General features: G+C 33.4%; 25 protein-coding genes. 16 read left to right on the forward strand and 9 right to left on the reverse strand.

The window, feature by feature from the left end:
* Window positions 1-71: 71 nt before the first annotated feature.
* Window positions 72-581: a hypothetical protein gene (locus AMD28_RS02515; RefSeq protein ID WP_055442590.1), complete on the forward strand. Its 510-nt coding sequence runs from the start codon at window positions 72-74 to the stop codon at window positions 579-581.
* A gap of 526 nt (window positions 582-1,107) precedes the next feature.
* On the opposite strand, the gene AMD28_RS02520 is transcribed toward AMD28_RS02515, so the two are convergent.
* The 4 genes from AMD28_RS02520 to AMD28_RS02535 all read right to left on the reverse strand — a co-directional run bounded on the left by AMD28_RS02520 (window position 1,108) and on the right by AMD28_RS02535 (window position 4,709).
* Window positions 1,108-1,593 carry a nucleoside-triphosphatase gene (locus tag AMD28_RS02520; protein ID WP_055442591.1) on the reverse strand — a complete coding sequence of 162 codons (486 nt, stop codon included), beginning with the start codon at window positions 1,591-1,593 and terminating at the stop codon, window positions 1,108-1,110.
* Entirely contained in the window at window positions 1,590-2,597 is a 1,008-nt protein-coding gene (locus AMD28_RS02525; protein WP_055442592.1) for a hypothetical protein, read from the reverse strand. The genes AMD28_RS02520 and AMD28_RS02525 overlap by 4 nt, the downstream gene beginning before the upstream one ends.
* A gap of 94 nt (window positions 2,598-2,691) precedes the next feature.
* The gene (xdhC, locus tag AMD28_RS02530) at window positions 2,692-3,462 is read right to left on the reverse strand and encodes a xanthine dehydrogenase accessory protein XdhC (RefSeq protein WP_055442593.1); all 771 of its coding nucleotides are present in this window, start codon (window positions 3,460-3,462) and stop codon (window positions 2,692-2,694) included.
* Window positions 3,463-3,467: 5 nt separating this feature from the next.
* Complete coding sequence (locus AMD28_RS02535) at window positions 3,468-4,709, reverse strand: cation:proton antiporter (protein WP_055442594.1); 1,242 nt, start codon at window positions 4,707-4,709, stop codon at window positions 3,468-3,470.
* Window positions 4,710-4,845: 136 nt separating this feature from the next.
* On the opposite strand from AMD28_RS02535, the gene AMD28_RS02540 reads away from it, so the two are divergent.
* From AMD28_RS02540 to AMD28_RS02600, 13 genes are all read left to right on the forward strand, one after another.
* The gene (locus AMD28_RS02540; protein ID WP_055442595.1) at window positions 4,846-6,300 is read left to right on the forward strand and encodes a membrane dipeptidase; all 1,455 of its coding nucleotides are present in this window, start codon (window positions 4,846-4,848) and stop codon (window positions 6,298-6,300) included.
* A gap of 81 nt (window positions 6,301-6,381) precedes the next feature.
* Window positions 6,382-6,717, forward strand: a complete 336-nt coding sequence (locus tag AMD28_RS02545; protein WP_055442596.1) for an arsenosugar biosynthesis-associated peroxidase-like protein — start codon at window positions 6,382-6,384, stop codon at window positions 6,715-6,717.
* Between the two features lie 177 nt (window positions 6,718-6,894).
* The gene (gene arsS, locus AMD28_RS02550; RefSeq protein ID WP_055442597.1) at window positions 6,895-7,959 is read left to right on the forward strand and encodes an arsenosugar biosynthesis radical SAM (seleno)protein ArsS; all 1,065 of its coding nucleotides are present in this window, start codon (window positions 6,895-6,897) and stop codon (window positions 7,957-7,959) included.
* Window positions 7,960-7,997: 38 nt separating this feature from the next.
* Window positions 7,998-9,347 (forward strand): sodium:solute symporter family transporter, encoded by a 1,350-nt coding sequence (locus AMD28_RS02555; RefSeq protein ID WP_055442598.1) that lies wholly within the window; start codon window positions 7,998-8,000, stop codon window positions 9,345-9,347.
* A gap of 28 nt (window positions 9,348-9,375) precedes the next feature.
* Window positions 9,376-10,203 carry a metallophosphoesterase family protein gene (locus AMD28_RS02560; protein WP_055442599.1) on the forward strand — a complete coding sequence of 276 codons (828 nt, stop codon included), beginning with the start codon at window positions 9,376-9,378 and terminating at the stop codon, window positions 10,201-10,203.
* Between the two features lie 33 nt (window positions 10,204-10,236).
* Window positions 10,237-10,749 (forward strand): rhodanese-like domain-containing protein, encoded by a 513-nt coding sequence (locus AMD28_RS02565; protein ID WP_055442600.1) that lies wholly within the window; start codon window positions 10,237-10,239, stop codon window positions 10,747-10,749.
* On the forward strand, window positions 10,742-11,353 hold the full coding sequence (locus AMD28_RS02570; protein WP_055442601.1) for a TIGR04282 family arsenosugar biosynthesis glycosyltransferase: 612 nt from the start codon (window positions 10,742-10,744) through the stop codon (window positions 11,351-11,353). Before AMD28_RS02565 ends, AMD28_RS02570 begins: the two co-directional genes overlap by 8 nt.
* Complete coding sequence (locus AMD28_RS02575; protein ID WP_055442602.1) at window positions 11,346-12,158, forward strand: purine-nucleoside phosphorylase; 813 nt, start codon at window positions 11,346-11,348, stop codon at window positions 12,156-12,158. Before AMD28_RS02570 ends, AMD28_RS02575 begins: the two co-directional genes overlap by 8 nt.
* 200 nt (window positions 12,159-12,358) lie before the next feature.
* On the forward strand, window positions 12,359-13,327 hold the full coding sequence (arsM, locus tag AMD28_RS02580) for an arsenosugar biosynthesis arsenite methyltransferase ArsM (protein ID WP_055442603.1): 969 nt from the start codon (window positions 12,359-12,361) through the stop codon (window positions 13,325-13,327).
* 152 nt (window positions 13,328-13,479) lie between these two features.
* Window positions 13,480-14,373 (forward strand): sterol desaturase family protein, encoded by an 894-nt coding sequence (locus AMD28_RS02585; RefSeq protein ID WP_055442604.1) that lies wholly within the window; start codon window positions 13,480-13,482, stop codon window positions 14,371-14,373.
* Window positions 14,374-14,429: 56 nt separating this feature from the next.
* Complete coding sequence (locus tag AMD28_RS02590; protein WP_083478227.1) at window positions 14,430-15,290, forward strand: DUF547 domain-containing protein; 861 nt, start codon at window positions 14,430-14,432, stop codon at window positions 15,288-15,290.
* On the forward strand, window positions 15,283-16,116 hold the full coding sequence (locus AMD28_RS02595) for a TIGR04283 family arsenosugar biosynthesis glycosyltransferase (RefSeq protein ID WP_055442605.1): 834 nt from the start codon (window positions 15,283-15,285) through the stop codon (window positions 16,114-16,116). Before AMD28_RS02590 ends, AMD28_RS02595 begins: the two co-directional genes overlap by 8 nt.
* A gap of 73 nt (window positions 16,117-16,189) precedes the next feature.
* Window positions 16,190-17,704 carry a carboxypeptidase-like regulatory domain-containing protein gene (locus AMD28_RS02600; protein WP_055442606.1) on the forward strand — a complete coding sequence of 505 codons (1,515 nt, stop codon included), beginning with the start codon at window positions 16,190-16,192 and terminating at the stop codon, window positions 17,702-17,704.
* A 117-nt stretch (window positions 17,705-17,821) separates the two neighbouring features.
* Here the strand turns inward: AMD28_RS02600 and AMD28_RS02605 are convergent, their stop codons facing one another.
* From AMD28_RS02605 to AMD28_RS02625, 5 genes are all read right to left on the reverse strand, one after another.
* Window positions 17,822-18,559 (reverse strand): metallophosphoesterase family protein, encoded by a 738-nt coding sequence (locus tag AMD28_RS02605; protein ID WP_055442607.1) that lies wholly within the window; start codon window positions 18,557-18,559, stop codon window positions 17,822-17,824.
* A 123-nt stretch (window positions 18,560-18,682) separates the two neighbouring features.
* Window positions 18,683-19,948 (reverse strand): POTRA domain-containing protein, encoded by a 1,266-nt coding sequence (locus AMD28_RS02610; RefSeq protein WP_055442608.1) that lies wholly within the window; start codon window positions 19,946-19,948, stop codon window positions 18,683-18,685.
* A 5-nt stretch (window positions 19,949-19,953) separates the two neighbouring features.
* On the reverse strand, window positions 19,954-20,952 hold the full coding sequence (locus tag AMD28_RS02615; protein ID WP_055442609.1) for a glycoside hydrolase family 113: 999 nt from the start codon (window positions 20,950-20,952) through the stop codon (window positions 19,954-19,956).
* An 89-nt stretch (window positions 20,953-21,041) separates the two neighbouring features.
* The gene (locus tag AMD28_RS02620; RefSeq protein WP_055442610.1) at window positions 21,042-21,962 is read right to left on the reverse strand and encodes a hypothetical protein; all 921 of its coding nucleotides are present in this window, start codon (window positions 21,960-21,962) and stop codon (window positions 21,042-21,044) included.
* Between the two features lie 29 nt (window positions 21,963-21,991).
* The gene (locus AMD28_RS02625) at window positions 21,992-22,708 is read right to left on the reverse strand and encodes a DUF547 domain-containing protein (protein ID WP_055442611.1); all 717 of its coding nucleotides are present in this window, start codon (window positions 22,706-22,708) and stop codon (window positions 21,992-21,994) included.
* Window positions 22,709-22,965: 257 nt separating this feature from the next.
* Between AMD28_RS02625 and AMD28_RS02630 the strand changes: the two genes are divergently transcribed.
* Both AMD28_RS02630 and AMD28_RS02635 read left to right on the forward strand, forming a co-directional pair.
* Window positions 22,966-24,267: an NAD(P)/FAD-dependent oxidoreductase gene (locus AMD28_RS02630; protein ID WP_055442612.1), complete on the forward strand. Its 1,302-nt coding sequence runs from the start codon at window positions 22,966-22,968 to the stop codon at window positions 24,265-24,267.
* A gap of 10 nt (window positions 24,268-24,277) precedes the next feature.
* Window positions 24,278-25,918 carry a 4Fe-4S binding protein gene (locus tag AMD28_RS02635; RefSeq protein WP_055442613.1) on the forward strand — a complete coding sequence of 547 codons (1,641 nt, stop codon included), beginning with the start codon at window positions 24,278-24,280 and terminating at the stop codon, window positions 25,916-25,918.
* Window positions 25,919-25,922: the final 4 nt, after the last annotated feature.

Below are 25,922 nucleotides of genomic sequence, written 5' to 3' on the forward strand. Positions count from 1 at the left end.
GAACCTATGGAAACTAAATTCTTATTCTCGATACAAATTTTACTCATTTTCAATCGTAAAATTCACTCGAATTGACAAATTTAATTAAACCATTTTCTTTGCACTACAAAAAACAAAACATCCTTAAAGGCGCACTTATTTATAGTGCTGGAGATACTATTGCTGCACTTTTATTACATGAATTTTCCTGGTATCGTTTATTAGGTATGATGTTTATTGGCGCAACATTTTACGCATTTGAAATCCCAAATTATTTTGATTGGATTGTAAAAAAGACACAGTTCTTAAAAGGCATTAAAGCAACATTAACCAAAACGCTTTTGGCTATCGCGTATTTTAATCCGTTGTGGATTGCTAGACATTTACTCTTTATCAAACTCTTTTCTGGGAAGTTTGAAGCTATAGGTTTTAACCTTTTAGAGATTGCCTTTTGGTCGTTTTTAGTGAATATTCCTTTTTCATTTATTGCGAATTATATTATTCAAAATAGATTTAAACTAAAATGGCGTTTCATGGGATCTGCCGTTTTCTCTGCTATTATGGCGATATATTATGCGTTGAGTGAGACGATTTTCTCCTAGACTCCCCATCCCTTTCCTGAACACCCCTAAAGTCCCCTCGAGGGGACATTCCTAGAAATAAACATTGGTACTACTATCCCATTGAGAGGTATTCAAACGAAAATATGTTTTTATTGAAGATACCGAGCAGAGCTTATTAAGGATGTGTTTTTTTTAATCAACCACATCACACAGTTGCGCCTTTTGTTAGTGTTTTACCAACATAAAACAAAATAACCTAAAAAGTAGTTGGTGGAAAACACCAACTTTGGCATCGCTAAATACAATAAATGCTCCTTTGTTGGTGTTTTTCACCAACAAACAACAAAAAAACCACAAAAGCAGTTGGTGAAAAACTTCAACTTCGGCATCGCTAAATACGATAAATCAAAAATATCCATATTCAGACCTGACAGGTTTGCTCCTTTGTTGGTGTTTTTCACCAACAAAAATTTAATAAGCAGAAAAAAGAAGTTGGTGAAAAACACCAACTTTGGCCTTGTTGATTACTACAAATTTAAAACATCCATAGTCAGACCTGAAAGGGTTATTCAAACCATTCTATATCTCCCTTTTCCAAAAGCGAATACTCTGCAATAGCATAATGTTCTAAAACAGCACCCAGTAAACAATCACGAACTACAAGAATTAGATGTTGTGAATTATCATTCTTGAATCTAGAAACTAATGCTTCCGCGGAACGATGCAAGCCTTCCTTTTTCAATTCTAGTTTTCCAAGTTCATCAATAATTAGATATCGATTTTCAGTTTCTGAAGCAGTAGAAATCAAATAATCATTCGCTTCTTTAAAAGCCGCTTTTAAAAATTTAAAGCTTCCTATTGCAATAACATCTTCAGATTCAGTTTCAACTTCCAGTTCCAATTCATTTCTGGATTTTACTTTCAGAAAATATCGTTTTCCATTTTCACTATCCGGACATAACAATCCATCGACATCATCCCTATCGTTAATCCAATCGAATAAAGCCGTTGTTTTCCCAGTTCTAATCGCTCCTGTAAGTATATAAATCATTCCGAAGGGATTTTAAAATGAATACAATTAGAAATACTATTCGCTATAAAATATTTAAATCTGGTATAGCCTTTTAGGTGTTTTGTTTCTTTCCAAGTAAATGCAATTATCTGTCTAAAATAAGGAAACAAGTCCATCGCATTTGTAATATCGTCTTGATACTTCGATTCTTTTTTAGCAAGGTATTTCCTGATTAATTTTAGCACAAAAGGTCCTAAAACCAAATACCAAAGCATTAAAAATAAAAAGCTTCTTGCAATAATATATATTGCTTTTTGCCATCCGAATAAAGCACCTCCAAAAAAAGTGAATGCCAAAACAATGACTGCGACTGTCATTAACCAAATCCAAATTACTTTAGACTTCACTCCCTTTTTAGTTTTTTTCTCTTCCGAAGTAAAAACGGAAGATTCTAAAGAGAAACTAGTTTTCTCTTTTTCCGAAATAATACCAATCATACTTTTAATGAATATCCCTGCCAGCAGTCCGCCAATGCCATACACCAAAAGATAAATAGTTATTAAAACGGAGGTTGTAGATGTTTGGGTAATAAAGTTGATTTTTTCTTGAATCCAAGTCCCATAAATATTGATGGCTTCCCAAAAATCTGTACCATAAATAATAGTTAATTTTAATAGTTTCTGAAGTGCAGATTGCAAGAAGGTTATCATTCCTAAAACGATTAATGTTATTCCTTTCCACGAGAAATTAGAAAACAAGAAGGCTCCAAACACCGCTTGAAAACTCACAGAGATATAGGCTGTAAATGGCGAATACGGACTCACTGCCATCTTAATAATCAAGACTATTACTAACGCTTTTAAAATTGCTTGCCATTTGTTTTCGGCATAAAATGCAATTAAACTAATAAGGAGAATTGCGATTCCTCCAACAATTAGCCCTGTGAATGGGGAATTAAACACATGTAGAAAACCACCAAGTCCAGACTCGTTTAAAGCCCAAAGCGCAGTGAGTTTGTCTATGATGGATTTGTTGTTTTTCATCTTTAGTTCCTGCGAAAACAGGAATCTTTTATTTTTTAACCTTCTTTGTTAAGACTTCGACAAGCTCAGTCTGACAACTAGGAATCTTATTGTATTAATTTTTATAATGCACTTGAAGTAATTGCGCAACTACGCTAATCGCGATTTCTTTTGGTGTATCTCCTCCAATATCTAAACCTATCGGACAAACCACATTGGTCATTCCTTCAGGGATATCCATCTCTTTAATAAGCATGTTATTAAAACGGACTTTTTTTGTTTTACTACCAATTAACCCTAAGAATTTAGTTTCGTTTTTTAGAGCCATCGCTATAATATCAAAATCGATAGCATGGTTATGCGTTAGCACTAACACATAACTGTTACTCCCCCATTTTACGGCGTCATTAAAGGTTTTAAAATCTGTTTCGGTAGTTTGATGTGTGGTAACACTTTCATCTAATTCTAGATTATAAAACCAGTCTTCACGAGAATCTAACAAGTTCACTTTAAAAGGTGTATAGACTAAAAGCTTACAGATTTCCACGCCAATATGTCCTGCTCCAAATAAAAATAATTCTGGAGATTGATGCATAGGTTCTATTATAAATTCTACTTTTCCGCCACAGCATTGTTCAAACTCTGGACCTAAAGTGTAGCTGGATTCGATAATTCTATTTTCTTGCAATGCAATTATTGCCTCGTCTATAGCTTTAAATTCTAGCTTTCCGCCTCCAATGGTTCCGTGAATTTGCTTGTCTTTAGTAACAAGCATTCTAGAACCAACCACACATGGCGTTGACCCTAAACATTTTGTAACGGTAATGAACGCTACAGGTATATGTTTTTCTTTAAATTCTGCTAAAAGAGTAATCCAGTTTTGCATAAAAGTTATTTGACTTCTAATTTTTTAATCAGCTTACCAACCGTCATCCCTTGAAAAAGTATAGAAAACACCACAACCACATAGGTAATTACCAAGAACAAATCACGCTCCATTACTTGCGTAAGACCTAAGGCTAGTGCGATGGAAATTCCGCCACGCAATCCTCCCCAAGTCATAATTAAATTCGTTTTTGGTACGAAGTCTAATTTTTTCTCAAAGAATTTAATAGGTATTAATAAAGAAATATATCTACACAATAACACCAAAGGTATCGCGATTAAACCTGCCAATAAATATTCCAATTCAAAAGTTAACACTAACATTTCCATTCCTATCAAGACAAATAAAAGGGTGTTTAAAAGAATATCTATCAACTCCCAAAACTTATCGACATAGGTTTCTGTAGTTTCCGACATTGCGGAATCTCGAACCGTATCATTACCTACAACTAATCCAGCAGTAACCATTGCTAAAGGTGCCGAAATATGCAACTTTTGCGCCAATACCGTTCCAGCCATAACCGCTGCTAATGTGATAATTACTTCAATATCATAATCATCTATAGACTTCATCAACCTGTAGGTAATCCATCCTAAAATCAAACCTAAAGCAATACCACCAATAACTTCTAAGCCAAATAATTCAACTACTTCTAAAGCACTAACATTTTCAATTCCTAAGTCGGCAATTTTATAAATCGTTAAAAATATTACAACACCAACACCATCATTAAATAAAGATTCTCCAACAATTTTGGTTTCTAATCTTTTTGGTGCTCCTGCTTGTTTGAGTATTCCTAAAACAGCAATAGGATCGGTTGGTGATATTAAAGCACCAAATAATAAACAGTAAATAAAATCTACATGTAAGCCCACAATTGGCAATGCATAAAACATAATTACACCAACCAAGAATGTGGAAATTAACACACCAAAGGTAGCAAAAGCTAAAACAGGCCAACGCTGTACTTTCAGTTGTTCAAAATTGGTATGCAAAGCGCCTGCAAAAAGCAAAAAACTAAGCATGACGTCTAATAAAACGGACTTAAAATCTATTTGTGTAATGATAAACTTTTCCGCATTTAGCAAAGTATCATCAAAATAACTTAGCGCAAATACAGCAAGTGTAAACACAATTGTAATTAGCATTAAGCCAATAGTGTTAGGCATTTTTAAAAATCGTACATTTATATAACCGAAAACGGCAGACATAAGTACTAGTATAGAGGCGATTACAAAATAATCCATAAAAAATATATTTATTGCTAATTTAAAAATTTATATCTTTTAACTATCATTAATTACGGATTATGAAACCAGCATGCTAATAAGGCATCACACCAACCAATACGGAATAGCGAACAGCATGTAATACATAGAAAACATGAAAAGGGCATATATAGACTTGCATTGTCATCCAGCTTTAAAACCTTACGGCAAGAGTTTTAAATACGAACCAACAAAACAAAACCACTTAAATGCGGGAAGAAAAAATTCTATCTGGCATTACAGTCCGCCTAACTTTTTAGAACGTCAAGTAAATAAAATACTAACGTTAACTAAATTCACACAAACCGATTTAAGCGCATTAGCAAAAGCAAATTGCCAAGTAGTTGTGATTTCATTATATCCTTTTGAAAAACATTTCCTAAAAAAAAGAATGCTAGGCTTTAAGTTTGTTTCCGATATTTTAACCAACCTTGCAGCAGGAGTTAGTCATTCTAGAATTGACAATATAAGAAGTCATAATAGCTATTTTCAAGATCTGAAGTTTGAATACGATTACTATCTACAACTAGATAATTTTGCCCAAAAGATTGGAGATGTAACCTACACCTACAGAATGACGAATAGTTTTTCTGAAGTAGAAGAAAACATAGCAAAATCTACAGACACCAGAAAAATAATTAGCCTCGTTCCAACTATTGAAGGCGCACATGCTTTTGAAACCGGATTACTTCTAGATAAAAACACAGGAGACGAACAAACCGTTTTAAACAATATAGAAGAAGTTAAGAATTGGGGCCACAAACCGCTTTTTATCACCTTAGCACATCACTTTTACAATGAGATTTGCGGACATGCAAGAAGTATTAATATTGGCGCCATAAAAGACAATCAAAATAGAGGATTAAATACAGACATTACCGATCTTGGCTTTAAAGTAATCGATAAACTTCTAGATAACACCAATAATAAACGTATACTCATAGACGTAAAACACATGAGTACCGCAGCAAGAAAAACATACTATCATTTATTAGAAACGCAATATGCCAATCAAAACATTCCTATAATAGTAAGTCATGGTGCTGTAAATGGAAAACGTTCTATTAAAGAATGGGACCAAAAAGATGCCGCTTTAAGCGATCAATTTAGTGACATAGACATTAATTTTTACGACGCCGAAATACTTCGTATTGCAAAATCTAAAGGAATCTTTGGCTTACAACTAGACGAACGACGAATAGGAAGCAAGAAAGCGGTCAAGAGTTCTAGAATTTACATGCCAAACAAAAAAAGCCGATTAAGAAACAAGTCCGAACTCATCTGGAACCAAATACAACACTGCGCAGAAATTCTAAACAAAAATAATCTCTTTTGCTGGGAAACGCTAGCTATTGGATCCGATTTTGATGGTATTGTAAATCCGATAAAAGGAATTTGGACCAGCGAAAACCTAAAAGACATAGAACCCTATTTGGTAGAGAGAGCGGATGCCTATTTAAAAGACCCCCAACAAGATTTAATCCCAACAAATCAAATCTCCGCACAAGAAATCATAGATCGCGTGCTATTTTTAAATGCCGAAACCTTTTTAAAAACCAACTTCAAGTAAAAATATTTTTTTGTTATGTTTTATAGTTCTTTTCGACATAAACTGTATATTCATTTTTTAGGAATATATTAAAACGACAAGATGCCAAAAACATATTACGATCCAGCAGATTTAAGAAAGTTTGGAAAAATCACCGAATGGGGTGAAGAATTAGGAAATAAATTTTTCGATTATTACTCTAAAGTCTTCGAAGAAGGCGCCCTAACTGCTCGTGAAAAATCCCTTATCGCCTTAGCCGTTGCCCACACAGAGCAATGTCCTTATTGCATTGACGCGTATACCAAAGACGGACTGCAAAGAGGTGTTACCAAAGAAGAAATGATGGAAGCTATTCATGTTGGCGCAGCAATTAAAAGTGGCGCAACCTTGGTGCACGGTGTGCAAATGATGAATAAAGTGAATAAATTAGATGGTTAAAATTAGGACGTTACACTACTTCGCTTAAGCTACGTAGTGTCGGGCTTTCGGCAGTCGCTCTCTTTGAGGAGCTCCAACAATGCCTTAATCCCTAACGCAAAAATCCTCACGAAAGTGGGGAACTCATGAAATTTAATAGCAATAATAAAAAGATTCCCACCTTCGTGGGGAATACATATGCCAAAATTAAAAACACAATCCCTTCATAAGCAAGAAAGCGAATTAGCTGTTGCAAACAAACAATTAGAAATACTCTCTAACGGCATATTTAAAAATGGTGAACTACCAACTTTTAAAGATAAGATTTCCGAAACTGGTCAATTTCCGCTAAAAGCGAAAAAATTAGAAATACTACAAATTAACGTTGGTTACATGTGTAATCAAGTGTGTGAGCATTGCCATGTAGATGCTGGTCCAGACCGAAAGGAAATCATGACACAAGAGACCATGCAACAAATCTTGGATGTTATAAAAACAACAGGCGCACATACTTTAGACTTAACAGGAGGCGCTCCAGAAATGAATCCTAATTTTAGATGGTTTGTAGAAGAAGCTTCTAAAATAGGAGTTAAAGATTTTATTGTACGCTCTAACTTAACCATTATTCGTGCGAACAAAAAGTATCACGATTTACCAGAATTTTTCAAAAAACACAATATACATGTCGTAAGCTCGATGCCACATTGGACTAGAGGAAAAACCGACAAACAACGTGGTGAAGGTGTTTTTGATATGTCCATAAAAGCTTTACAAGAGCTAAATGCTGTTGGTTATGGTATGCCAGGAAGTGACTTGAAATTAGATTTAGTTTATAATCCTTCCGGAGCCTTTTTACCTGGTGACCAAATGTCCATGGAGAAAGACTTTAAAAAAGCCTTACTAGAAGATTTCAGCATACAGTTTCATAACTTATTTGCGATTACAAACTTGCCAATTGCGCGTTTTTTAGATTATTTAATAGCTTCCGAAAACTACGAAGATTACATGTATTCTTTAGTAGAAGCGTATAATCCAACTGCGGTACAAAACGTAATGTGTACCAATACACTATCGGTAAGCTGGGATGGTTATTTATTTGATTGCGATTTTAATCAAATGCTAGAACTACCTGTAAACAGTAAATCGAAACACATCTCGGAGTACAAAACAGAATTGCTAGAAGGACGAAACATTATCATTTCACAACACTGTTATGGTTGTACTGCAGGAGCAGGAAGCAGCTGTCAAGGAAGTGTTGCCTAAACATATTAATTCCTTTTAACAAAACATAACATTACTAAATGAGCGTCTTAAATTACCAATGGACATTAATCATTGTATCGAGTGTAGTGCTCTTTTTTATATCGCCTTTAGCAAAAACTACAGATCAATTTTTTAAGGCTGTTCGTAAAAAAAAAGCACCAAACACTTTAATACTTACTGGTAGTCTTATCATTTCTTGGATTTTCGCCAAGAGTATTACCAATGCCGCAAACCTAGGTTTAGATTTTGGTATTGTTGGCGGTGTAGCTTATGCTGGTTATTATTTATCCTTTGCAGTTGCTGGATTGCTTATTTATAAAATCCGAACTATTGGCAAATTCACAAGTATTCATCAGTTTTTAACTACCAAATTTGGTAAAGGTGCCATGGCGCTTTTTTCTATTCTTATTGCTGTTCGTCTATTTAATGAAGTTTGGAGTAACACCATGGTAATTGGAAGTTATTTTGGCCATTTTGGTTCCTCAAACTACTATTGGTCTATAATCATTTTTACCGCATTAACTTTAGCGTATGCTATAAAAGGCGGACTAAGCAGTTCCATTTTTACCGATGTTATTCAAATGGTTTTGTTTGCCATTTTATTACTAATCATTCTTTGGAATATATTCTCCATAGAAACCTTCCACGTAACGGACGTTGTCACCTCTGGAACATGGAGTTTCGAACTGGGTTTAAACCTGTTTTTCGCAGCCATTATTCAATCGTTTAGCTATCCTTTTCATGACCCAGTTTTAACAGATAGAGCATTTATTAGTTCCCCTAAAGTCACCAGAAAAAGTTTTTTATGGGCAAGTGTACTCGGTGCAATCTGTATCATACTTTTCAGCATCATTGGTGTCTATGCACAAACCCAAGGTTTTAAAGGGCAAGCTGCAGTAGAAGTGGGCAAAGCTTTTGGAGTTATTATATTATTAGTTATTAATTTTATAATGATAACTTCTGCGGCATCCACATTAGACTCCACGTTTTCCTCCTTTTCCAAATTACTAGCTGTAGATTTAGGAATGATAAATGATGTCTCTTTCGGAAGAGCATCTATGGCAGCAATTGCTATTCTAGGTACACTACCTATCTTTTTTGATGTAGAAATATTATCTGCAACTACCATTTCAGGAACTATGGTGATTGGCCTAACACCAGTTTTTATTTTTTGGAATATCAAAGTGCCAAAAATTAGTTTTTACTTGAGTACTATTTGTGGCTTGATATTTGGTTTTATTTTACTGTTTGAAATTTTTCCGAAGGCACTCATTTTTACCAACGGAAAATACGCAGATTTACTGTGGGTAAATGTATGGGGAATATTAAGTTGTTGTCTATTATATTTCCTTCCGAAATGGATAAAAAACCACAAGCAAAACCTATAATACGATTTTCAATTTCGTAGAAAAAATTATGGATACTAATACAGAAGACTTAGGAAAAATATCAGGGAAAGTATTGCTTTTTGGCGGCGTTTATAGTAACCTACAAGCCTTAGAAGCTTTAAAACAAGTTGCAATAAACGAAAACATCCCACCAGAAAATTGCATTTGTACTGGTGATATTATTGGCTATTGCGCACAACCAGAAGAAACGATGCAATTTTTTCAAGATTGGAAAGCAAAAAGCATTGTTGGTAACGTAGAAATACAATTACGCGAAGGAGCAGAAGATTGTGGTTGCGAATTTAAAGAAGGATCTCGTTGTGATGGCTTTTCGCAACTTTGGTATCCGTTTGCGCAAAGTAAACTTTCAAAAGAATCCTTAGATTACATAGCAACACTTCCAAACTATATTCGGTTTACTTATGCCGAAAAACAAGTAACGGTGGTACATGGTTCTTATTTTAATACTTCCGAATTCCTTTTTAAATCCACACCTTGGCAACGTAAGCAACCTAACTTTAACGCGACCAAAAGTGAAGTTATTATTGCAGGACATTGTGGTTTGCCTTTTCACCAATTACAAGAAGATAAATTATGGTTAAACCCAGGTGTTATTGGTATGCCTGCAAATGACGGAAAACCTAGCGTATGGTATGCTATCTTAGAAGACAAAGACAATAAACTAAGCTTTAAACATCATACGTTAAACTATAATCATCAGCTAACAAACGCATTAATGCAAAACGGCTTACTACCAGAAGCGTATGCAAAAACCATTGTTACAGGCATTTGGGACAACACCGAAATATTACCTATTGCAGAAAGTAATTCACAAGGTTTAGAAATACAACTATAAAAAGATTAACTTTATTTTTTTGATATAAAACATATGAAATCCGTATTGCTATTTTTACTCATATTTACCTCCTTCTCGCTTCACGCGCAAGAGTCTCTTGAAAAGTTATTGAAAAAACACAATACTAAAAGTGTTCCTTATATTTCTGTGCAAGAATTGGCAATGCCTAAAACAGAGGCAGTCATTTTGGATGCAAGAGAAATAGACGAATATAACACCAGTCATCTTCAAGACGCTTTATTTGTTGGTTACGATCATTTTAATTTAGCCGAAACTACTAAAAATTTAAAAGACAAAGAACAACAAATTGTGGTCTATTGTTCTTTAGGAATTCGATCGGAAGATGTTGCAGAAAAACTCCAAGCAGCAGGATACACCAATGTGACAAACTTATATGGAGGGATTTTCGAATGGAAAAACAATAACTTCCCAGTATATAATCTAGAAGAAAAAGAAACCGAAGACGTACATACATTTTCTAAAACATGGAGCAAATGGCTCTTAAAAGGAAATAGAATTTTTAAAGAAGAAAAAGAAGATGAATAAAAACCTTATAATCGTCTTTACAAGAAATCCAGAACTTGGTAAAGTAAAAACACGTTTAGCAAAAACGATTGGTGATGCTTCTGCATTAAACATTTACAGCTTTTTACTAGAACACACCGAAAAAACAATTAGAAACATAGATAGCGACAAAGCGGTTTATTACTCTGTAGCAATCCATAATCAAGATATTTGGGATAATGCCATCTACCAAAAACACTTACAAGAAGGAGAAGATTTAGGAATACGAATGCTGCATGCATTTCAAAACGGCTTCGCCAAAGGCTATGAGAAAGTGATTATTGTTGGTAGTGATCTATTCGATTTAAAAGAAAAATACATTGAAGAAGCTTTTCAAAAATTAGACAAACGCGATGTTGTTATTGGTCCTGCCGAGGATGGAGGTTATTATTTATTAGGTATGAAAACACTTCACGAAGAAGTTTTTAAAGACAAAAAATGGGGCACTTCATCCGTTTTTAAAGACACCACAAAAGATTTACACAAATTTAAAATCCATCAACTAGAAAAGTTAAATGATATTGATACTTTTGAAGATATGGAAAACAATTCCACATTAAAAAAATTAATACTTACAGATGATTAAATTTATAAACGAAACTGTAGAATACTTACAAGAGAAAGGTTTTGACAAACCTGAAATAGGAATTATTCTTGGTACCGGACTCGGACAACTTATTGATGAAATAGAAATTATTGCAGAAGCAAGTTATAATCACATTCCGAACTTCCCTACGGCAACCGTAGAATTTCACAAAGGAAAACTTATTTATGGCGAATTAGCAGGAAAAAAAGTAGTGGTTATGCAAGGACGTTTTCATGTATATGAAGGCTATTCTTTACAAGATGTTACTTTCCCTGTTCGTATTATGGAAAAATTAGGAATTAACACTTTATTAGTTTCTAATGCATCTGGCGCAATAAATACCGACTATAAAAAGGGCGAATTAATGTTAATTGAAGACCACATCAATCTTCAAGGAAGCTCTCCTCTAGCATTCAAAGGAGTTTCCGATTTAGGGGAACGTTTTACAGATATGAGCGCACCTTATGATGCTAAAATTAATGAATCCTTTAAAACTATTGCCAAAGCAAATAATATAAAACTGCACGAAGGTGTTTACGCAAGTGTTGTTGGACCGCAATTAGAAACAAGAGCAGAGTACAGAATGCTTAAAATTATTGGTGCAGATGCCGTTGGAATGAGTACGGTTCCAGAAATTATTGTTGCTAATCATTTAAAATTAAAAACCGCAGCAGTGTCAGTTTTAACTGATGAATGCGACCCAAGTAATCTAAAACCCGTAAACATTAATGAAATTATTGCCATGGCTGCCAAAGCAGAACCAGACATGATTACATTGTTTAAGGAATTGATTAAGAGTTTATAGTAATCTTTGGGCGTTACTCTACTTCGCGAAAAGCTTCGTAGCGTCAGGCTTTTCACTATATCTTTTTCTCGTGCCTCAAAAAAGGATGCCGTTGCAATCCTTAACGCGGTAAAAAACAGCAATAAAACAAGGGATTTCAATCCCTTAAGAAAAGCAAAACACTAAATAAACAGATACCTGCCTTCGCAGGCATAAAAAACATGAGTTACCTAGAAACCACACACGACCTATACAAAGAAGCAGCATTAACTCCAGATGTTGGACTTTGCTGTACTACAAACCCTATTTGGGAATTACCAGGATTAAAAATCCCAAAAATCATGCAAGAAATGAATTATGGTTGTGGTTCCACGGTGCACGCTCGTGATTTAACCAACAATCCAAAAATGCTTTATGTTGGTGTTGGTGGCGGAATGGAACTTTTACAATTCGCATATTTTAATCGCCAAAAAGGTGGTGTTGTAGGTATTGATGTTGTAGATGAAATGCTTGAAGCTTCTCGTAAAAACTTTATCGAAGCCGAAGCACAAAATCCATGGTTTAAATCGGAATTTGTAGACCTTGTAAAAGGAGATGCATTAAACCTTAATGTACCGGATAACTCTATAGATGTTGCTGCGCAAAACTGTTTGTTTAATATTTTTAAAGCGGAAGATTTAAAGAAAGCAATAGCAGAAATGTATCGTGTTTTAAAACCACACGGAAAACTGGTGATGAGCGATCCTACTTGCGAGCAACCAATGAATGATACTTTACGTAACGACGAAAGATTAAGAGCACTTTGTTTAAGCGGAAGCTTACCAATTGCAGAGTACGTAAAAGCACTAACCGATGCTGGTTTTGGAACTATTGAAATTAGAGCTAGAAAACCATACCGAATTCTAGATCCTAAAACCTACCCAACAGAAGAATTAATCTATATAGAATCTATTGAAGTAGCTGCTATTAAAGATCCAATGCCAAAAGACGGACCTTGTATTTTTACTGGAAAAGCTGCTATTTACTATGGTGACCAAGATTATTTTGATGATAAAGAAGGACATATATTATTAAAAAATCAACCATTGGCAATTTGCGATAAAACAGCAAAAGCATTACAAGCATTAAACAGAGACGATATTTACTTTTCAGAATCTACTTTCCATTACGATGGTGGAGGTTGTTGTTAGGCGATAATCGCCATTAAATTATAGCACTCCAACGTGTAAAATAATTTAGGAACAATCATATTGCATGTCATTTTGAGCCTAGTGGAAAAATCTTAAAAATAAATATTTAAGAACTAACAAAACAAGATTCCTGCCTTCGCGGGAATGAAAAGATGGAAAAATACATAGACATAATAAAAAATTCCTATTCCGGATATTTCAATTACCTAAAGAACGAGCTAATTACGCTTAACCATTGGGATAATTATTTTTACGGATTGATCGTAATTTCATTAGTCGTTTGGGGTTTAGAAATTGCTTTTCCTTGGCGTAAAAATCAATCTATTTTTAGAAAAGATTTTTGGCTGGATACTTTTTATATGTTTTTCAATTTCTTTATACTGAATCTTATTGTCCTTATTGCTTTATCCAATACTGCAGCAACATTTTTTAATGATATTTTAGGCATAGTCGGTTTATCTATTTCTAGCTTCCAGTTGTTTGATGTAGATGATTTACCTAAAGTGTTAGGCTTATTTATTTTCTTTTTGGTGAGTGATTTTATGCAATGGAATACGCATCGTTTATTGCATCGTGTTCCTCTGTTTTGGAACTTCCATAAAGTGCATCATTCGGTGAAAGAAATGGGCTTTGCAGCACATCTACGTTACCATTGGATGGAACCTGTAATCTATAAATCTATTTTATACATACCTCTAGCAATTATTGGTGGTTTCGATGCGCAAGATGTAGCAATTGTTCACTTTTTTGCAATTACCATCGGACACTTAAACCACGCTAATTTAGGTTGGGATTATGGGGTTCTAAAATACGTATTTAACAATCCGAAAATGCACATTTGGCATCATGTAAAAGAGCTTCCTGAAGGAACTACACATGGTATTAACTACGGCATTACATTAAGTATTTGGGATTATCTTTTTAAGACGAACCATATACCTTATGACGGTAGAGATATAGAACTAGGTTTTGAAGGAGATGAAGATTTTCCAAAAGATTTTATTCATCAAGAATTATATCCTTTACATAAAAACACCTCTAAATAAGTCACTTCTTATGTAAGGTAAAGTACCGAGAATTGACAAATAGAAAAACAAATAACATGAAACATTATAGTCTTATTTTTTTTGCAATTCTGATTACTTCTTGTGCTTCTGCTAAACAAGTAACAACCAATAATGAAGTTGTAAAAGAAGAAACTACTCCTATAGAAATCCAAGTAGTAACTTCTGAAAGTGAAGTCGAAGAAGTTATTAAAAATGAAATACCAGAAGCTCCGCAATTAGATGTCGTAGATATTGAAGACCATTATGCTTCTGAAGCTTTTAATCATGACGCTTGGAATACATTATTACAAAATAATGTTTCCGAAACCGGTAATGTAAACTACGTCGCTTTTAAAAATAACCCAACAGATCTTCGCCATTACATCGTTTCTTTAGGTGAAAATATGCCAAAGAAGGATTGGACCAAAGAAGACAAATTAGCCTATTGGATTAATGCGTACAATGCATTGACAGTGGATTTAATTATTAAAAATTATCCTGTAAAAAGCATCAAAGATATTAAAGATCCTTGGGACCAACGCCTTTGGAAACTTGGCGAAAAATGGTATAACTTAAACGAAATTGAGCATGAAATTTTACGTAAAATGGAAGAACCAAGAATTCATTTTGCTATTGTTTGCGCCTCTTTTTCTTGTCCGAAATTACAAAACGAAGCCTTTACAGCTTCCAAATTAGAAGCACAACTAACAAGTGCTACAAAAGAATTTCTGGCAGATACCAATCGAAATGAAATCGCTTCCGATAGGATTAAAATCTCAAAGATTTTTCAGTGGTTTTCCAAAGATTTCAAACAAGATGGAGATCTAATTGATTTCTTAAATAAATACTCCGAAACAGAAATTTCTTCCAACGCTAAAAAAAATTATAAAGATTACAATTGGGATTTGAATGACTAAACTATCCATCATAATTCCAATGTTAAACGAAGCAGATAATATTAAGAATCTGTTAGAACATATATTGCAAAATGTTTCGCAAAAAAACAATATTGAAATTATTATTACGGATGGCGGAAGTACAGATGGTTCGCAAGAAATAGTTGCTAATTTCTCAGATGTCACCTTGAGCGCACTTGTTTACCGAAGCAAAAGCGAAGGTGAAGTCGAAAGATCTCAAGCTAGTCGTAATAAAATAAACACAAAAGTTCTCGATGCAAAATTCGCAAACGCGAATTCCACTAGAACGGACATACAGTTACTATCTGCAGAAAAAGGAAGAGCAAAACAAATGAATCTTGGTGCAAAACATGCTTCTGGAAACATTTTATACTTTTTGCATGCAGATTCTTTTCCGCCGAAAAATTTTGATCAACTAATAATTAATGAAGTTGAAAAAGGCAATTCTGCGGGTTGTTTTAGGCTTCAGTTTAAAAGCAATCATTGGTGGTTACGTTTAGCGAGTTGGTTTACAAAATTCAATTGGAAAGCTTGTCGCGGTGGTGACCAAAGTCAGTTTATTACAAGAACGTTATTTAACGAAATTGGAGGTTATGATGAGACTTTCACTATTTACGAAGACTATATTTTGATTAATGCGCTTTATGCTAGAAAGGAATTTGTAGTCATTAATAAAAAAATACAAACCTCAGCAAGACTATATGAAATACATGGTATTTGGAAATTACAATATCATTTTTGGATGATCTATATTAAGAAATGGTTTGGTGCAAGTGCGGAAGATTTATATAAATATTACAACAATTACATAAATGTTAAAAAGTAATAAAATTTACTTAAGATTAAATTAAAATTAATGTTTAGGTATTCACAATCTATATATTCGTAAAAAAATATAGATGAAACACTTCTACTTGAGCCTTTTAGTATTCTTTGGTATAATAAACCTTTCTCATGCGCAAGATTTAATTGCAGCAAAAATAATAGACTCTATAACCCAAAACCCAATACCTTATGCAACAATTTCGCTAAATAATACAAGCGGCGTTATAAGTAATGATTTTGGGGTTTTTCATTTAAATATTAAGAAAAAATTCACTAAAACAGATTCCTTATTCATTAGCTGTTTAGGTTATGAAACGAAACAACTACCTATTAAAAGTGTCACAGATAGTATTATTTCTTTAAGTCCGAAATCTATTGACTTAGACGAGGTTTTAATTAGCAATAAAAATTATTCCATTGATGAGATTATAGACTTCATAAAAGACAGTTTACCAACAAACTATAGTCATGATCCACAAAAAAACAAACTGTTTTTCAGACAATCATACCACTCAAATATTGTGAAAAAAAATATTGTCATTGAAAAAACAACCATTCCGGAATTCAATCAAAATTTCATAGATAGTATATTACGAGTATTACCTAAAAAATCGAGTAATTACACAGAAATCCTAGGAGTACTTTATAAAAATAATGCCGCAGATACCATTAATAAATTAGATATAATAAAAGCATCTGAATTGTACGATAAAAACAATGAAATAGATTCCGAAAAACTCGAAGAAAAGTTTAATGCAATTGCAAGAAAACATATAAAAAGAGACTCTTATTTTAAAATAAAATCAGGTTGGTTTGGAACAAAAACAGAAATAGATTCTTCCCTTTTTGAAACTCCAGAAGAAAAAGAATCTGTCGCATATTTAGAAGCTAAAAAAAAGAAAGAAAAGGAGCGTAAAGAAAACTTTTTAAAATACAGAAAAAGAACAATATCTAACTTAGAAAATAGAGGATTTTTAAATGAAGACTCCAACCTAAACATCATTCATAAGTCTAATAGATACGAATTTGAATTATTAGACTATGCTTTTTTAAATGGTAATTTTGTTTATAAAATTGCTTTTAAACCAAAACGAGGCGAAGATTACAAAGGCACGATGTATGTTAATACAGATGATTTCGCTATTATTCGTTTAGATTATGAAAACGTAAAAGCACTTCGAGATTTTAGTCTATTGGGGGTATCTGTAAACCATTATTTACAAAGAGGTACAATCATTTACGAAAAAAACAAAGCAGACACTTACGCTTTAAAATATTTTGAAATTGTAGATGGCGAAAGTGTTGGAATTAAAAGGCCATTAAAAATTATTGAAAAGAACAAAAATGTAAAAGGAAGACGTAAACAAAATGAGGTTTCTGCGAACATAAATTTAAAGATAACAAACATTAACAAAAAAGAATTAGTTGTTTTTGAAAACGATAATATTACCAAAGAGGCTTTTAATAATTTTAAAGAAAAAGCAGCTATTAAGCCAACTTATTTACCACACTACGATCCTGATTTCTGGAAAGGATATAACGTAATAGAACCAAATCAAGCAATTAAAGATTTTAAAAGTATTGAGTAATTCTAGTTAATCTCTGGAAATTACAATATCACTTCTTGGCTATTTATATAAAAAAGGGATTAGGCGCTTCTGCGGAAGAGTTATATGCCTATTACAAAAAGCATATTGGATAAAAAACTATTTATTCCTTCCTTTTTCATTAGGATATAAAGTGTAAACCTCTTCACTTTGAAAGAATGTTTTGGTATCAATATTTATTGCAGAAAGCTTTCCTTTAAAAGCGACACCTGTATCTACATTCCAAACATTCATAGCATTGGTTGGCGTATCTAAATTAAAGTTTGTGGTTGGTGTATGCCCTATATAAATCTCGTTATAATGCTTTAATCTATTTGGATATAGAATAGAATTCTTTGTAATTTTTTTATCCATAACTATTACCATTTCCCAAAGCGTTCTATCAGAATAAAAATTTACTGTATCCCATTCTCTTTCCACACCATGCATTGACGTAAATCCGGCATGTAAAAACAATCTTTTTGCATCATCTAACAAGTAAAGACGCATGTCTTTAAAAAATTGAAGATGCGTTTTTTTATCTTCTTTTGAAAAACCTTTATAACTAGCTATGGTTTCTTTTCCTCCGTGAATAAACCAGGTTTCATCTATGGTTTCGGTTTCTAGCCATTGCTCACACCAAACATCGTGATTTCCTTTTATAAAAACACATTCATATTCTTTTGCAAATGCAATTAAAAACTGAATCACTTGTGCTGAATCACTCCAACCATCTACATAATCTCCAAGAAAAATAAAACGATCCTCTTTCTTAATTTCTATGCGTTCTAATAATTGCTCCAAAGCTTTTAGTCCGCCGTGAATATCTCCTATTGCAAATGTTCTATTATGTTTCATTTATTGTTTGGTAGCAAAATATATAGTTAAAAAACGAATGGTAAATATTAGCATTCTAGGCTTCAAAACAAAAATTAGTATTTTATTAAAACGTTAGTTTTCTATTATCTTTATATCTATAGTTTAAAAATATTGCCCAATTCCAAAGACTAAACCTTGTGTTTCTCCTTTAGTAATTCCGAAGCCATAATCGATTCTAAAAACGGCATTAAAGATTCGTTTATGTATGAATCTAAAACCAAAACCAGGATACACTCTAATATTTTTGGATTCCCCAAAATCACCTAAATCGCCACCAGGATTTCTCCAAGTACCAGCGTCTATAAAAGCATTCCCTTGAATTGCTAACCAATCTTTATCCAGTAGCGTGTGTCTATATTCGGTATTCATAACGATAGCTCCTGTACCTCTATCAATGGTATTACCAACACCTCTTAAGTTGACATTATTATCTACAGAAAAAGGTGCAAATGGTGTTTCGTCATTAGTCGCTAAACCAACACGTAATCTACTTGCCCAATTTCCTTTATCACCAACTCTTTTGTAATAGTGTAAATCATTCCATCCTATTACAAAATCAGAGACATCTTGGCTAGTTGCAGTGACATATTGTATGTTAAACAAACTTCTAAATCCGGACACATATTGGTAATCATAATCCAAACTATTAAATTCATAAATACCTTTATACAGCAATTTATTAATAGATAATCCTTGTGGCACTGAAGAATTAGTAGCGCCGTTTATATAATTATATTCCTCTAGAAAATAATTCACACCTACTTCAAAACGGTTTTTAAAATTAGGTTGATATAGAGCTAAAACTTCATACGATTTATTCTTGTACTTGTAATTTGCATTGGTACCATTAAAGAAAACTGGCTCTTCGGTATTTAAGTTTTGATGATTGATCGCTAGACCAAACTCTCTATTGAACAGAAAAGGCGCTCTAAAATTTATACCATAGGAACTAAAGATATCTTTCTGATAAAACCCACCAAAAATAATATTCTGACCTAATGCATTAAACTCATAAACTCCCAAACGATAAGCAAACTCATCATCATTGGTGGTATAAATACTTACCGATGGAATAATGGTAAAGTTTTCTTCTATATTATAAAACACATTATAACTATTATCATGCGAAAGAAACACCTGATAATACGCATGAGCAACAGCAGGCAAACGTTTTAATCGTTTAATATCTTCTTCTAAAATAGTGGAATCTAAAACTTTTCCTGCTTTTGCCTTAGATATTTTTTTAACTAGAGACGACTTTAGTTTTTTATTACCTTGAATTTTTAAATCCAAAATAACTTTATCTTGAGCCACAGCTATAGTAGATATGAAAGCAATAATTAGTATAACTATTTTTCTATTCCACATCTTTTTTAGGCTTGAAAATATGCTTTAATTATTTTTTCTACAGGCTTATTCTGTGGTGTAAACCTATTGTTTTTTTCTCCGCCAACATTGGCATGATCGTGAAACCATTTCCATACAAATCCTCCTGCAAACCAATCTTCTTTCCAAAAAGCATCAAATAGGGCTTTGGTTGTATTATTCTGTGCTTCCAAGTTTACAACATCCAAACCTCTTTCGGAGTTCCAAGGTTCTTTTCCTGCGTAATCAACACTTCTATAACCAAACTCTGTAAATAAAATTGGTTTTTTATATCTATCTGAAATCTCTTTTATTACGGATTTATGCATTTTCCAACCTTCCAAACATTCTGCTACCGTTGGTGTTTTACTTTCACTAACTGGAAAATAAGCATCTACGCCAATAAAGTCTAGTGCACTCCAAAAAGGCGTTCTTTTAAACTCATCCCAATTTGCGGCGTAGGTAAGTTTTCCTTTGTACACTTTTCTTATTTCTACAATTAACCCATTCCAATATGCTGGTCTGTTGGTTACAAATTGTTCTAATTCGGTACCAATACAAAAGATATCGGCATTAATTTCTTGAGCTAATTTAGCATACTCTAAAATAAAACTAGAATACGAAGTTTCTAATGTTTGCCAATCGGCTTCGGTTTCCATTTTTATATAACCCGTAAATTGCCCTCGGGAAACCCAAATTTGCGGTTTAATCATTATTTTTATGCCTTTCGCTTCTAAGCTTTTTGCATATTGCTCGACTCCTACTCGACTTTCGCCATACCATTGTCTCTTGGTATTGTAAACAACTTCTGGATGTTTCAATTCTTTAATAAATCCAAAAGGCATTACTGCGGCAAAGTTGGCATTTATTTCTATTACCGGATTTACATGTTCTTCTGTTACAGCAGTTCTGGAAGCTACAAAACTTACACCATTAATTTTTGTTTGTGATGAGCAGGATTGCAACGTGCAGATTATAGTTATAAAAAGAAGCTTTATGTATTTCATACGATTTAATTATTCACGAAATATAAGAAAAAGATCCCGCTAATACAGCGGGATCTTTTTCTAAACACTTTAAAAAAAGGTTTCTATTTTTATAGTAATGCTCTAAGTCCTAAACTAAAAGTACTTCCTAATCCTTGAAAATTATTACCTCTTACAATTTTACCATAAGAAGCTTCCAAATTTAATACTTGGGTCAATTGGTATTTACCTCCAAAACCTAATTGCGTGTAATTTTGTTCAAAGTCATTTCCTAAATCAATTAAAAATGCTTGTTGTGCATTTACAAACAAGGTAGACTTAGATGACGGAAAATAACTTAAAAAAGCACTTACTGGAAGAAACATACTGTTATTTGCAAAACGTTCTCCTACATTAACAGCATCTCCACTTGCAATAGCATCTGAAGTCGATTCGCCAAAATTGAATCCAAAATCGGCCTCGGTAAATATTTGCCAATCGCCACCACCAAACGTTTTATCGTAGAAAAATTTTGTTTCCCAAAATGTACTTCTCTTATCTAAATACGCAGGAACATCTTTGTCTTTAAAGATTGGTAAATATACCGAACTTGTAAAAGAGAAATTAGGCACACTTGCAAAAGGTTGTACTCTAATAGAAGGCGCTATAGTAGTTAAACCACTTCTAGAATCTACACCATTGTTTTCAAAATCAAAAACACTAAAAGCATCTTGTCCGCCAAAATTATTCGCTCTTACCTGAATAATCAAACCAACATTAATTCTCGCATTTTTACTAACTCCAGTATAAATCTCAGTGGTATTGGTGAAAAAATTCTCTCTATCAATATCAAAAGATTTCCCTGTTCCTGCTCCTGTTGTTTTTGTTTGTGTATACAGGCTATTAAAAAATTTAATATCCCATTGCCCTTTATTTAACAATTTACTTGGTGTAAACTCTTGAACATTACTCCTTGCTGGCTCTTTTTCTTCTTGTGCAAATCCAACAAAGCTTATTGCTAATGCGACTGCTAATACGATTACTTTTTTCATTTTTAGGATTTCGTTTTATTCTTAGTTAGTTATTGTTTGTTTATTTTCCAGTTGTATTCAAAATACGTTAGCTTATAATCGGTTGGTATTTTTTCGGTTCTAATAGTATTTATATATTCTATTTCTGTTTTACCATTCTTCGTAAAATCTTCTTTATACCATTCTAATATTTTAGAACCAGCAACACTTTTATTTTTCGCATTTACTTTAATAAAATAATCCCCATTTAAAGCCAATTGCGTTTGCTTTTGTAATTGCGCTTCTAAAGTAGTTGGCACGTATGCTTTACTAATTAATGGCGGACAACCAACAGCGCCACAAACTAATACAAAGTGAAATCGAGGATCTTTAAATTCTGCGCGTAGCAACTTGTTTTCTATATCGTTTAAGGATACTTTTTTACCCGCTACATGATGCAATGTCTTATCGAAAAAACCACTATCATCTAATGGTGATTTTGTTGGATAGTTATCCACCAATCCTTTAATTACCGATAAATTATAAGCGTTTATCCAAAAGGCTTGGTAATTTGCGGCATCACTTTTAGAAACCGTTATTCCTTCCGCTATTTTTAAAACGGCATCTAAAGATTTGGTATCTTTTTTTATCGCATCATAGGCAACGCTTCCGTTTAAAACATTTGCTTTAAAAAAAGCATCCGCTTGTGTAAAAAAGGTTTCTAAGTTTTGCGCTTTCGCGGAAAGACCTCCCAATAAAATTAATGCTACTAGTATTATTTTTTTCATTTTAATATGTTTTAATTCCTTTCTATTATTCCGAAAAAATGCAGATAAAACGAATATCCAAATCGGTATAACTTTCGCTTCAGTCTAAAACACATCTAGAAACTTTCAAAAAAATATTAAAAAAACTCTCGTCTCCTTGCTTGAAAAAACCTTACAAAGCCACGTAGTTTATATCTATTCTAAATACCTCCTTCAGATTAAGTTTTTATCTTGTATCACGACCTAATCACAATAGAATAAAAAAACCAAACTAAAATATGGAACATGTAGTTATTATAGGAAATGGTATTTCCGGCGTGACAGTAGCCCGACATATTCGAAAAAACTCCAATAAAAAGATCACTATCGTCTCTGCCGAAACAGATTACTTTTTCTCGCGTACTGCACTAATGTACATATACATGGGACACATGAAGTTTGAGCATACACAACCTTATGAGAATTCGTTTTGGAAAAAAAACAACATCGAATTAAAAAAAGGTTTTGTAAAATCTATAGACACCGCATCTAAAACACTACAATTTGCAGAAGGCGATAGCTTACAATACGACAAATTAGTAATTGCGACTGGAAGTAAACCTAACAAATTTGGTTGGCCAGGACAAGATTTAGAAGGTGCACAAGGTTTATATAGCAAACAAGATTTAGATAGTATAGAGCGTAATGCACCAGATAACAAAACCTGTAAACGTGCGGTTATTGTTGGTGGCGGATTAATAGGAATTGAATTAGCCGAAATGCTAAACTCTAGAAGTATTCCCGTAACTTTTTTAGTTAGAGAAAATAGTTTTTGGAATGGTGTTTTACCGGAAGGAGAAAGCGCGATGATTAATAGACATATAAAAAATCACCATATCGATTTACGTTTAGGTTTTAATTTAAAGGAAATTAAATCAGATGAAAACGGCAAAGTGAAATCCATCGTTATTACCGAAACTGAAGAAGAAATAGACTGTAATGTTGTTGGATTAACTGCAGGTGTTTCGCCAAATATTGATTTCCTTAAATCTTCTACTATTGAAATAAATAGAGGTGTTTTAGTCAACAGACATTTAGAAACCAATATTCCAGATGTTTATGCAATTGGCGATTGTGCCGAGCAACGCGATAGTGGTATTGGAGAACGCAGACCTATTGAAGCTGTTTGGTATACTGGAAGAATGATGGGAGAAACTTTAGCGCAAACCATTTGTGGTAATAGAATAGAATACAAACCCGGACATTGGTTTAACTCTGCTAAATTCTTAGATATCGAATACCAAACCTATGGTTGGGTATATGCAAAACCAAGAGAAAACGAAGCACATTTTCATTGGAAACACGAAGATGATACCAAATGTATTACCGTGTGTTATGACACTACAAATAATACTTTTTTAGGTATAAATACCTTCGGAATTAGAATGCGTCATGAAATATTTGACCGTTGGCTAACCGAAAAGCGCGATGTAGATTATGTAATGAAAAATCTACCGGAAGCGAACTTTGATCCAGAATTTTACAAGCATTTTGAAAAAGACATTCTAGCTGCTTACAATAACAAATTACAAACAGCATAACCCTAAAATAATGAGCAATAAAATAGATCACAGTATGTCTTTGGCAACACCAGATGCCTTAAATATAACTACAAAACAAAAAATAGCCTTAGCTGCTGGTTTGGTTGGATTATTTATACTACTTCTCGCTGTATTTAATGTAGACTTTCCTAATAGAGCGGTTTTCTTAGCCATATCCTTAGGTTTGGTTATTAGCGGAACCGTTGTATACTCTCGAGAAGCGTATCTCACCAAATTAGAAGGTATAAAAAATGATGGTGCTTGGTTTAAATCCATATCCTCACGAGGTGTTCTTGGTTGGGCATTAGGTGTTTTTTTAACGACATTTTACATCGTACTTTATTTCTTTCCTAAATACTTGGGATTAGGAGTTGATGGTGCTGCAAATACTGGTTTAGTTGCACTTTTCGATCCGCTAAGTAACCTACTAAGCGGTAATAACGCTAGTCAGTGGTTTGTTTACGGAACCTTATATACCGTCGCTATTTTAGCCTTTGGGTATAAGTTCATGTTAAAATATAGACACAACCGCTACCAGCAATTACGTACCGCATCGGTAATGTTTTTTCAAACGGCATTTGCCTTTGTGATTCCAGAATTAATGGCGCGTTTAAATTCAGACGACTTCTCACTACCATATAACGACCTTAAAAATATGTGGCCTTTAAACTACTATGCTTTCGATCAATGGCGAGTAGATCAATTTATCAATGCACAAACTGTTGGGTTATTTTTCTTAATCTTAGGTGTGGTAATGATTTTTGTTATTTCCCCATTCTTAACGTACAAATACGGTAAACGTTGGTATTGTTCTTGGGTATGTGGTTGTGGTGGATTGGCAGAAACTGCAGGAGATGCCTTTAGACACTTAAGTGATAAAGGTACAAAAGCATGGAAATTTGAAAGATGGATGATTAATTCTGTCCTTGTATTTTCGGTAGTAACAACAGTAGCTGTAATATCTACTTATTTAGGTTATGATTCAGAAAAATACTGGTTTACAAAAAGCGTATTCCTAATTAGTATTGGTGTATTCTTAACGGTTTTACTTGCAGGAATACTGTATTATAAAAGAGAAGAATTAAACAAAAGTGCCTTTAAAGGAGCTATTGGTTTTTATATTTTAACCATTGCTTTCTTGGTATTCTTTTCTTTCTTCGACTTAAGTCAGATAAAAATTAATGCTAGTTATTTTTCTTTCGGTTTAAACCAAAACACCTATAATTTTGATAGCGCATTACGAAGCTTTTATGGTTTCGGAATTGGTTCTATATTTTCTGGAGTTATTGGTACTGGATTCTATCCTATTTTAGGAAATAGAACTTGGTGTAGAATGGGTTGTCCAATGGCAACTATTATGGGAATCCAACAACGTTTATTTTCTAGATTTAGAATTACAACCAATGGCGGACAATGTATCTCCTGTGGGAATTGTTCTAACAGTTGTGAAATGGGAATTGATGTACGTGCTTATGCGCAAAAAGGAGAAAATATTGTACGTTCTAGTTGCGTTGGTTGCGGTGTTTGTAGCGCGGTTTGCCCAAGAGGTGTATTAAAATTAGAGAATGATAGTATGGATGGAAGAATTAATCCGACTGAAGTATTATTAGGAAACGATGTAGACCTTATGGACTTATTAAATAAAAATTAAGTTC

The organism is Lacinutrix himadriensis (genome assembly GCF_001418105.1).
Classification (GTDB): domain Bacteria; phylum Bacteroidota; class Bacteroidia; order Flavobacteriales; family Flavobacteriaceae; genus Oceanihabitans; species Oceanihabitans himadriense.

Bases quoted from the DNA above. Each gene is read 5' to 3' on its own strand.
- AMD28_RS02520 (WP_055442591.1), bottom strand. From the start codon at position 1,593: ATGATTTATATACTTACAGGAGCGATTAGAACTGGGAAAACAACGGCT.
- AMD28_RS02525 (WP_055442592.1), bottom strand. From the start codon at position 2,597: ATGAAAAACAACAAATCCATCATAGACAAACTCACTGCGCTTTGGGCT.
- xdhC (WP_055442593.1), bottom strand. From the start codon at position 3,462: ATGCAAAACTGGATTACTCTTTTAGCAGAATTTAAAGAAAAACATATA.
- AMD28_RS02535 (WP_055442594.1), bottom strand. From the start codon at position 4,709: ATGGATTATTTTGTAATCGCCTCTATACTAGTACTTATGTCTGCCGTT.
- AMD28_RS02540 (WP_055442595.1), top strand. From the start codon at position 4,846: ATGAAAAGGGCATATATAGACTTGCATTGTCATCCAGCTTTAAAACCT.
- AMD28_RS02545 (WP_055442596.1), top strand. From the start codon at position 6,382: ATGCCAAAAACATATTACGATCCAGCAGATTTAAGAAAGTTTGGAAAA.
- arsS (WP_055442597.1), top strand. From the start codon at position 6,895: ATGCCAAAATTAAAAACACAATCCCTTCATAAGCAAGAAAGCGAATTA.
- AMD28_RS02555 (WP_055442598.1), top strand. From the start codon at position 7,998: ATGAGCGTCTTAAATTACCAATGGACATTAATCATTGTATCGAGTGTA.
- AMD28_RS02560 (WP_055442599.1), top strand. From the start codon at position 9,376: ATGGATACTAATACAGAAGACTTAGGAAAAATATCAGGGAAAGTATTG.
- AMD28_RS02565 (WP_055442600.1), top strand. From the start codon at position 10,237: ATGAAATCCGTATTGCTATTTTTACTCATATTTACCTCCTTCTCGCTT.
- AMD28_RS02570 (WP_055442601.1), top strand. From the start codon at position 10,742: ATGAATAAAAACCTTATAATCGTCTTTACAAGAAATCCAGAACTTGGT.
- AMD28_RS02575 (WP_055442602.1), top strand. From the start codon at position 11,346: ATGATTAAATTTATAAACGAAACTGTAGAATACTTACAAGAGAAAGGT.
- arsM (WP_055442603.1), top strand. From the start codon at position 12,359: ATGAGTTACCTAGAAACCACACACGACCTATACAAAGAAGCAGCATTA.
- AMD28_RS02585 (WP_055442604.1), top strand. From the start codon at position 13,480: ATGGAAAAATACATAGACATAATAAAAAATTCCTATTCCGGATATTTC.
- AMD28_RS02590 (WP_083478227.1), top strand. From the start codon at position 14,430: ATGAAACATTATAGTCTTATTTTTTTTGCAATTCTGATTACTTCTTGT.
- AMD28_RS02595 (WP_055442605.1), top strand. From the start codon at position 15,283: ATGACTAAACTATCCATCATAATTCCAATGTTAAACGAAGCAGATAAT.
- AMD28_RS02600 (WP_055442606.1), top strand. From the start codon at position 16,190: ATGAAACACTTCTACTTGAGCCTTTTAGTATTCTTTGGTATAATAAAC.
- AMD28_RS02605 (WP_055442607.1), bottom strand. From the start codon at position 18,559: ATGAAACATAATAGAACATTTGCAATAGGAGATATTCACGGCGGACTA.
- AMD28_RS02610 (WP_055442608.1), bottom strand. From the start codon at position 19,948: ATGTGGAATAGAAAAATAGTTATACTAATTATTGCTTTCATATCTACT.
- AMD28_RS02615 (WP_055442609.1), bottom strand. From the start codon at position 20,952: ATGAAATACATAAAGCTTCTTTTTATAACTATAATCTGCACGTTGCAA.
- AMD28_RS02620 (WP_055442610.1), bottom strand. From the start codon at position 21,962: ATGAAAAAAGTAATCGTATTAGCAGTCGCATTAGCAATAAGCTTTGTT.
- AMD28_RS02625 (WP_055442611.1), bottom strand. From the start codon at position 22,708: ATGAAAAAAATAATACTAGTAGCATTAATTTTATTGGGAGGTCTTTCC.
- AMD28_RS02630 (WP_055442612.1), top strand. From the start codon at position 22,966: ATGGAACATGTAGTTATTATAGGAAATGGTATTTCCGGCGTGACAGTA.
- AMD28_RS02635 (WP_055442613.1), top strand. From the start codon at position 24,278: ATGAGCAATAAAATAGATCACAGTATGTCTTTGGCAACACCAGATGCC.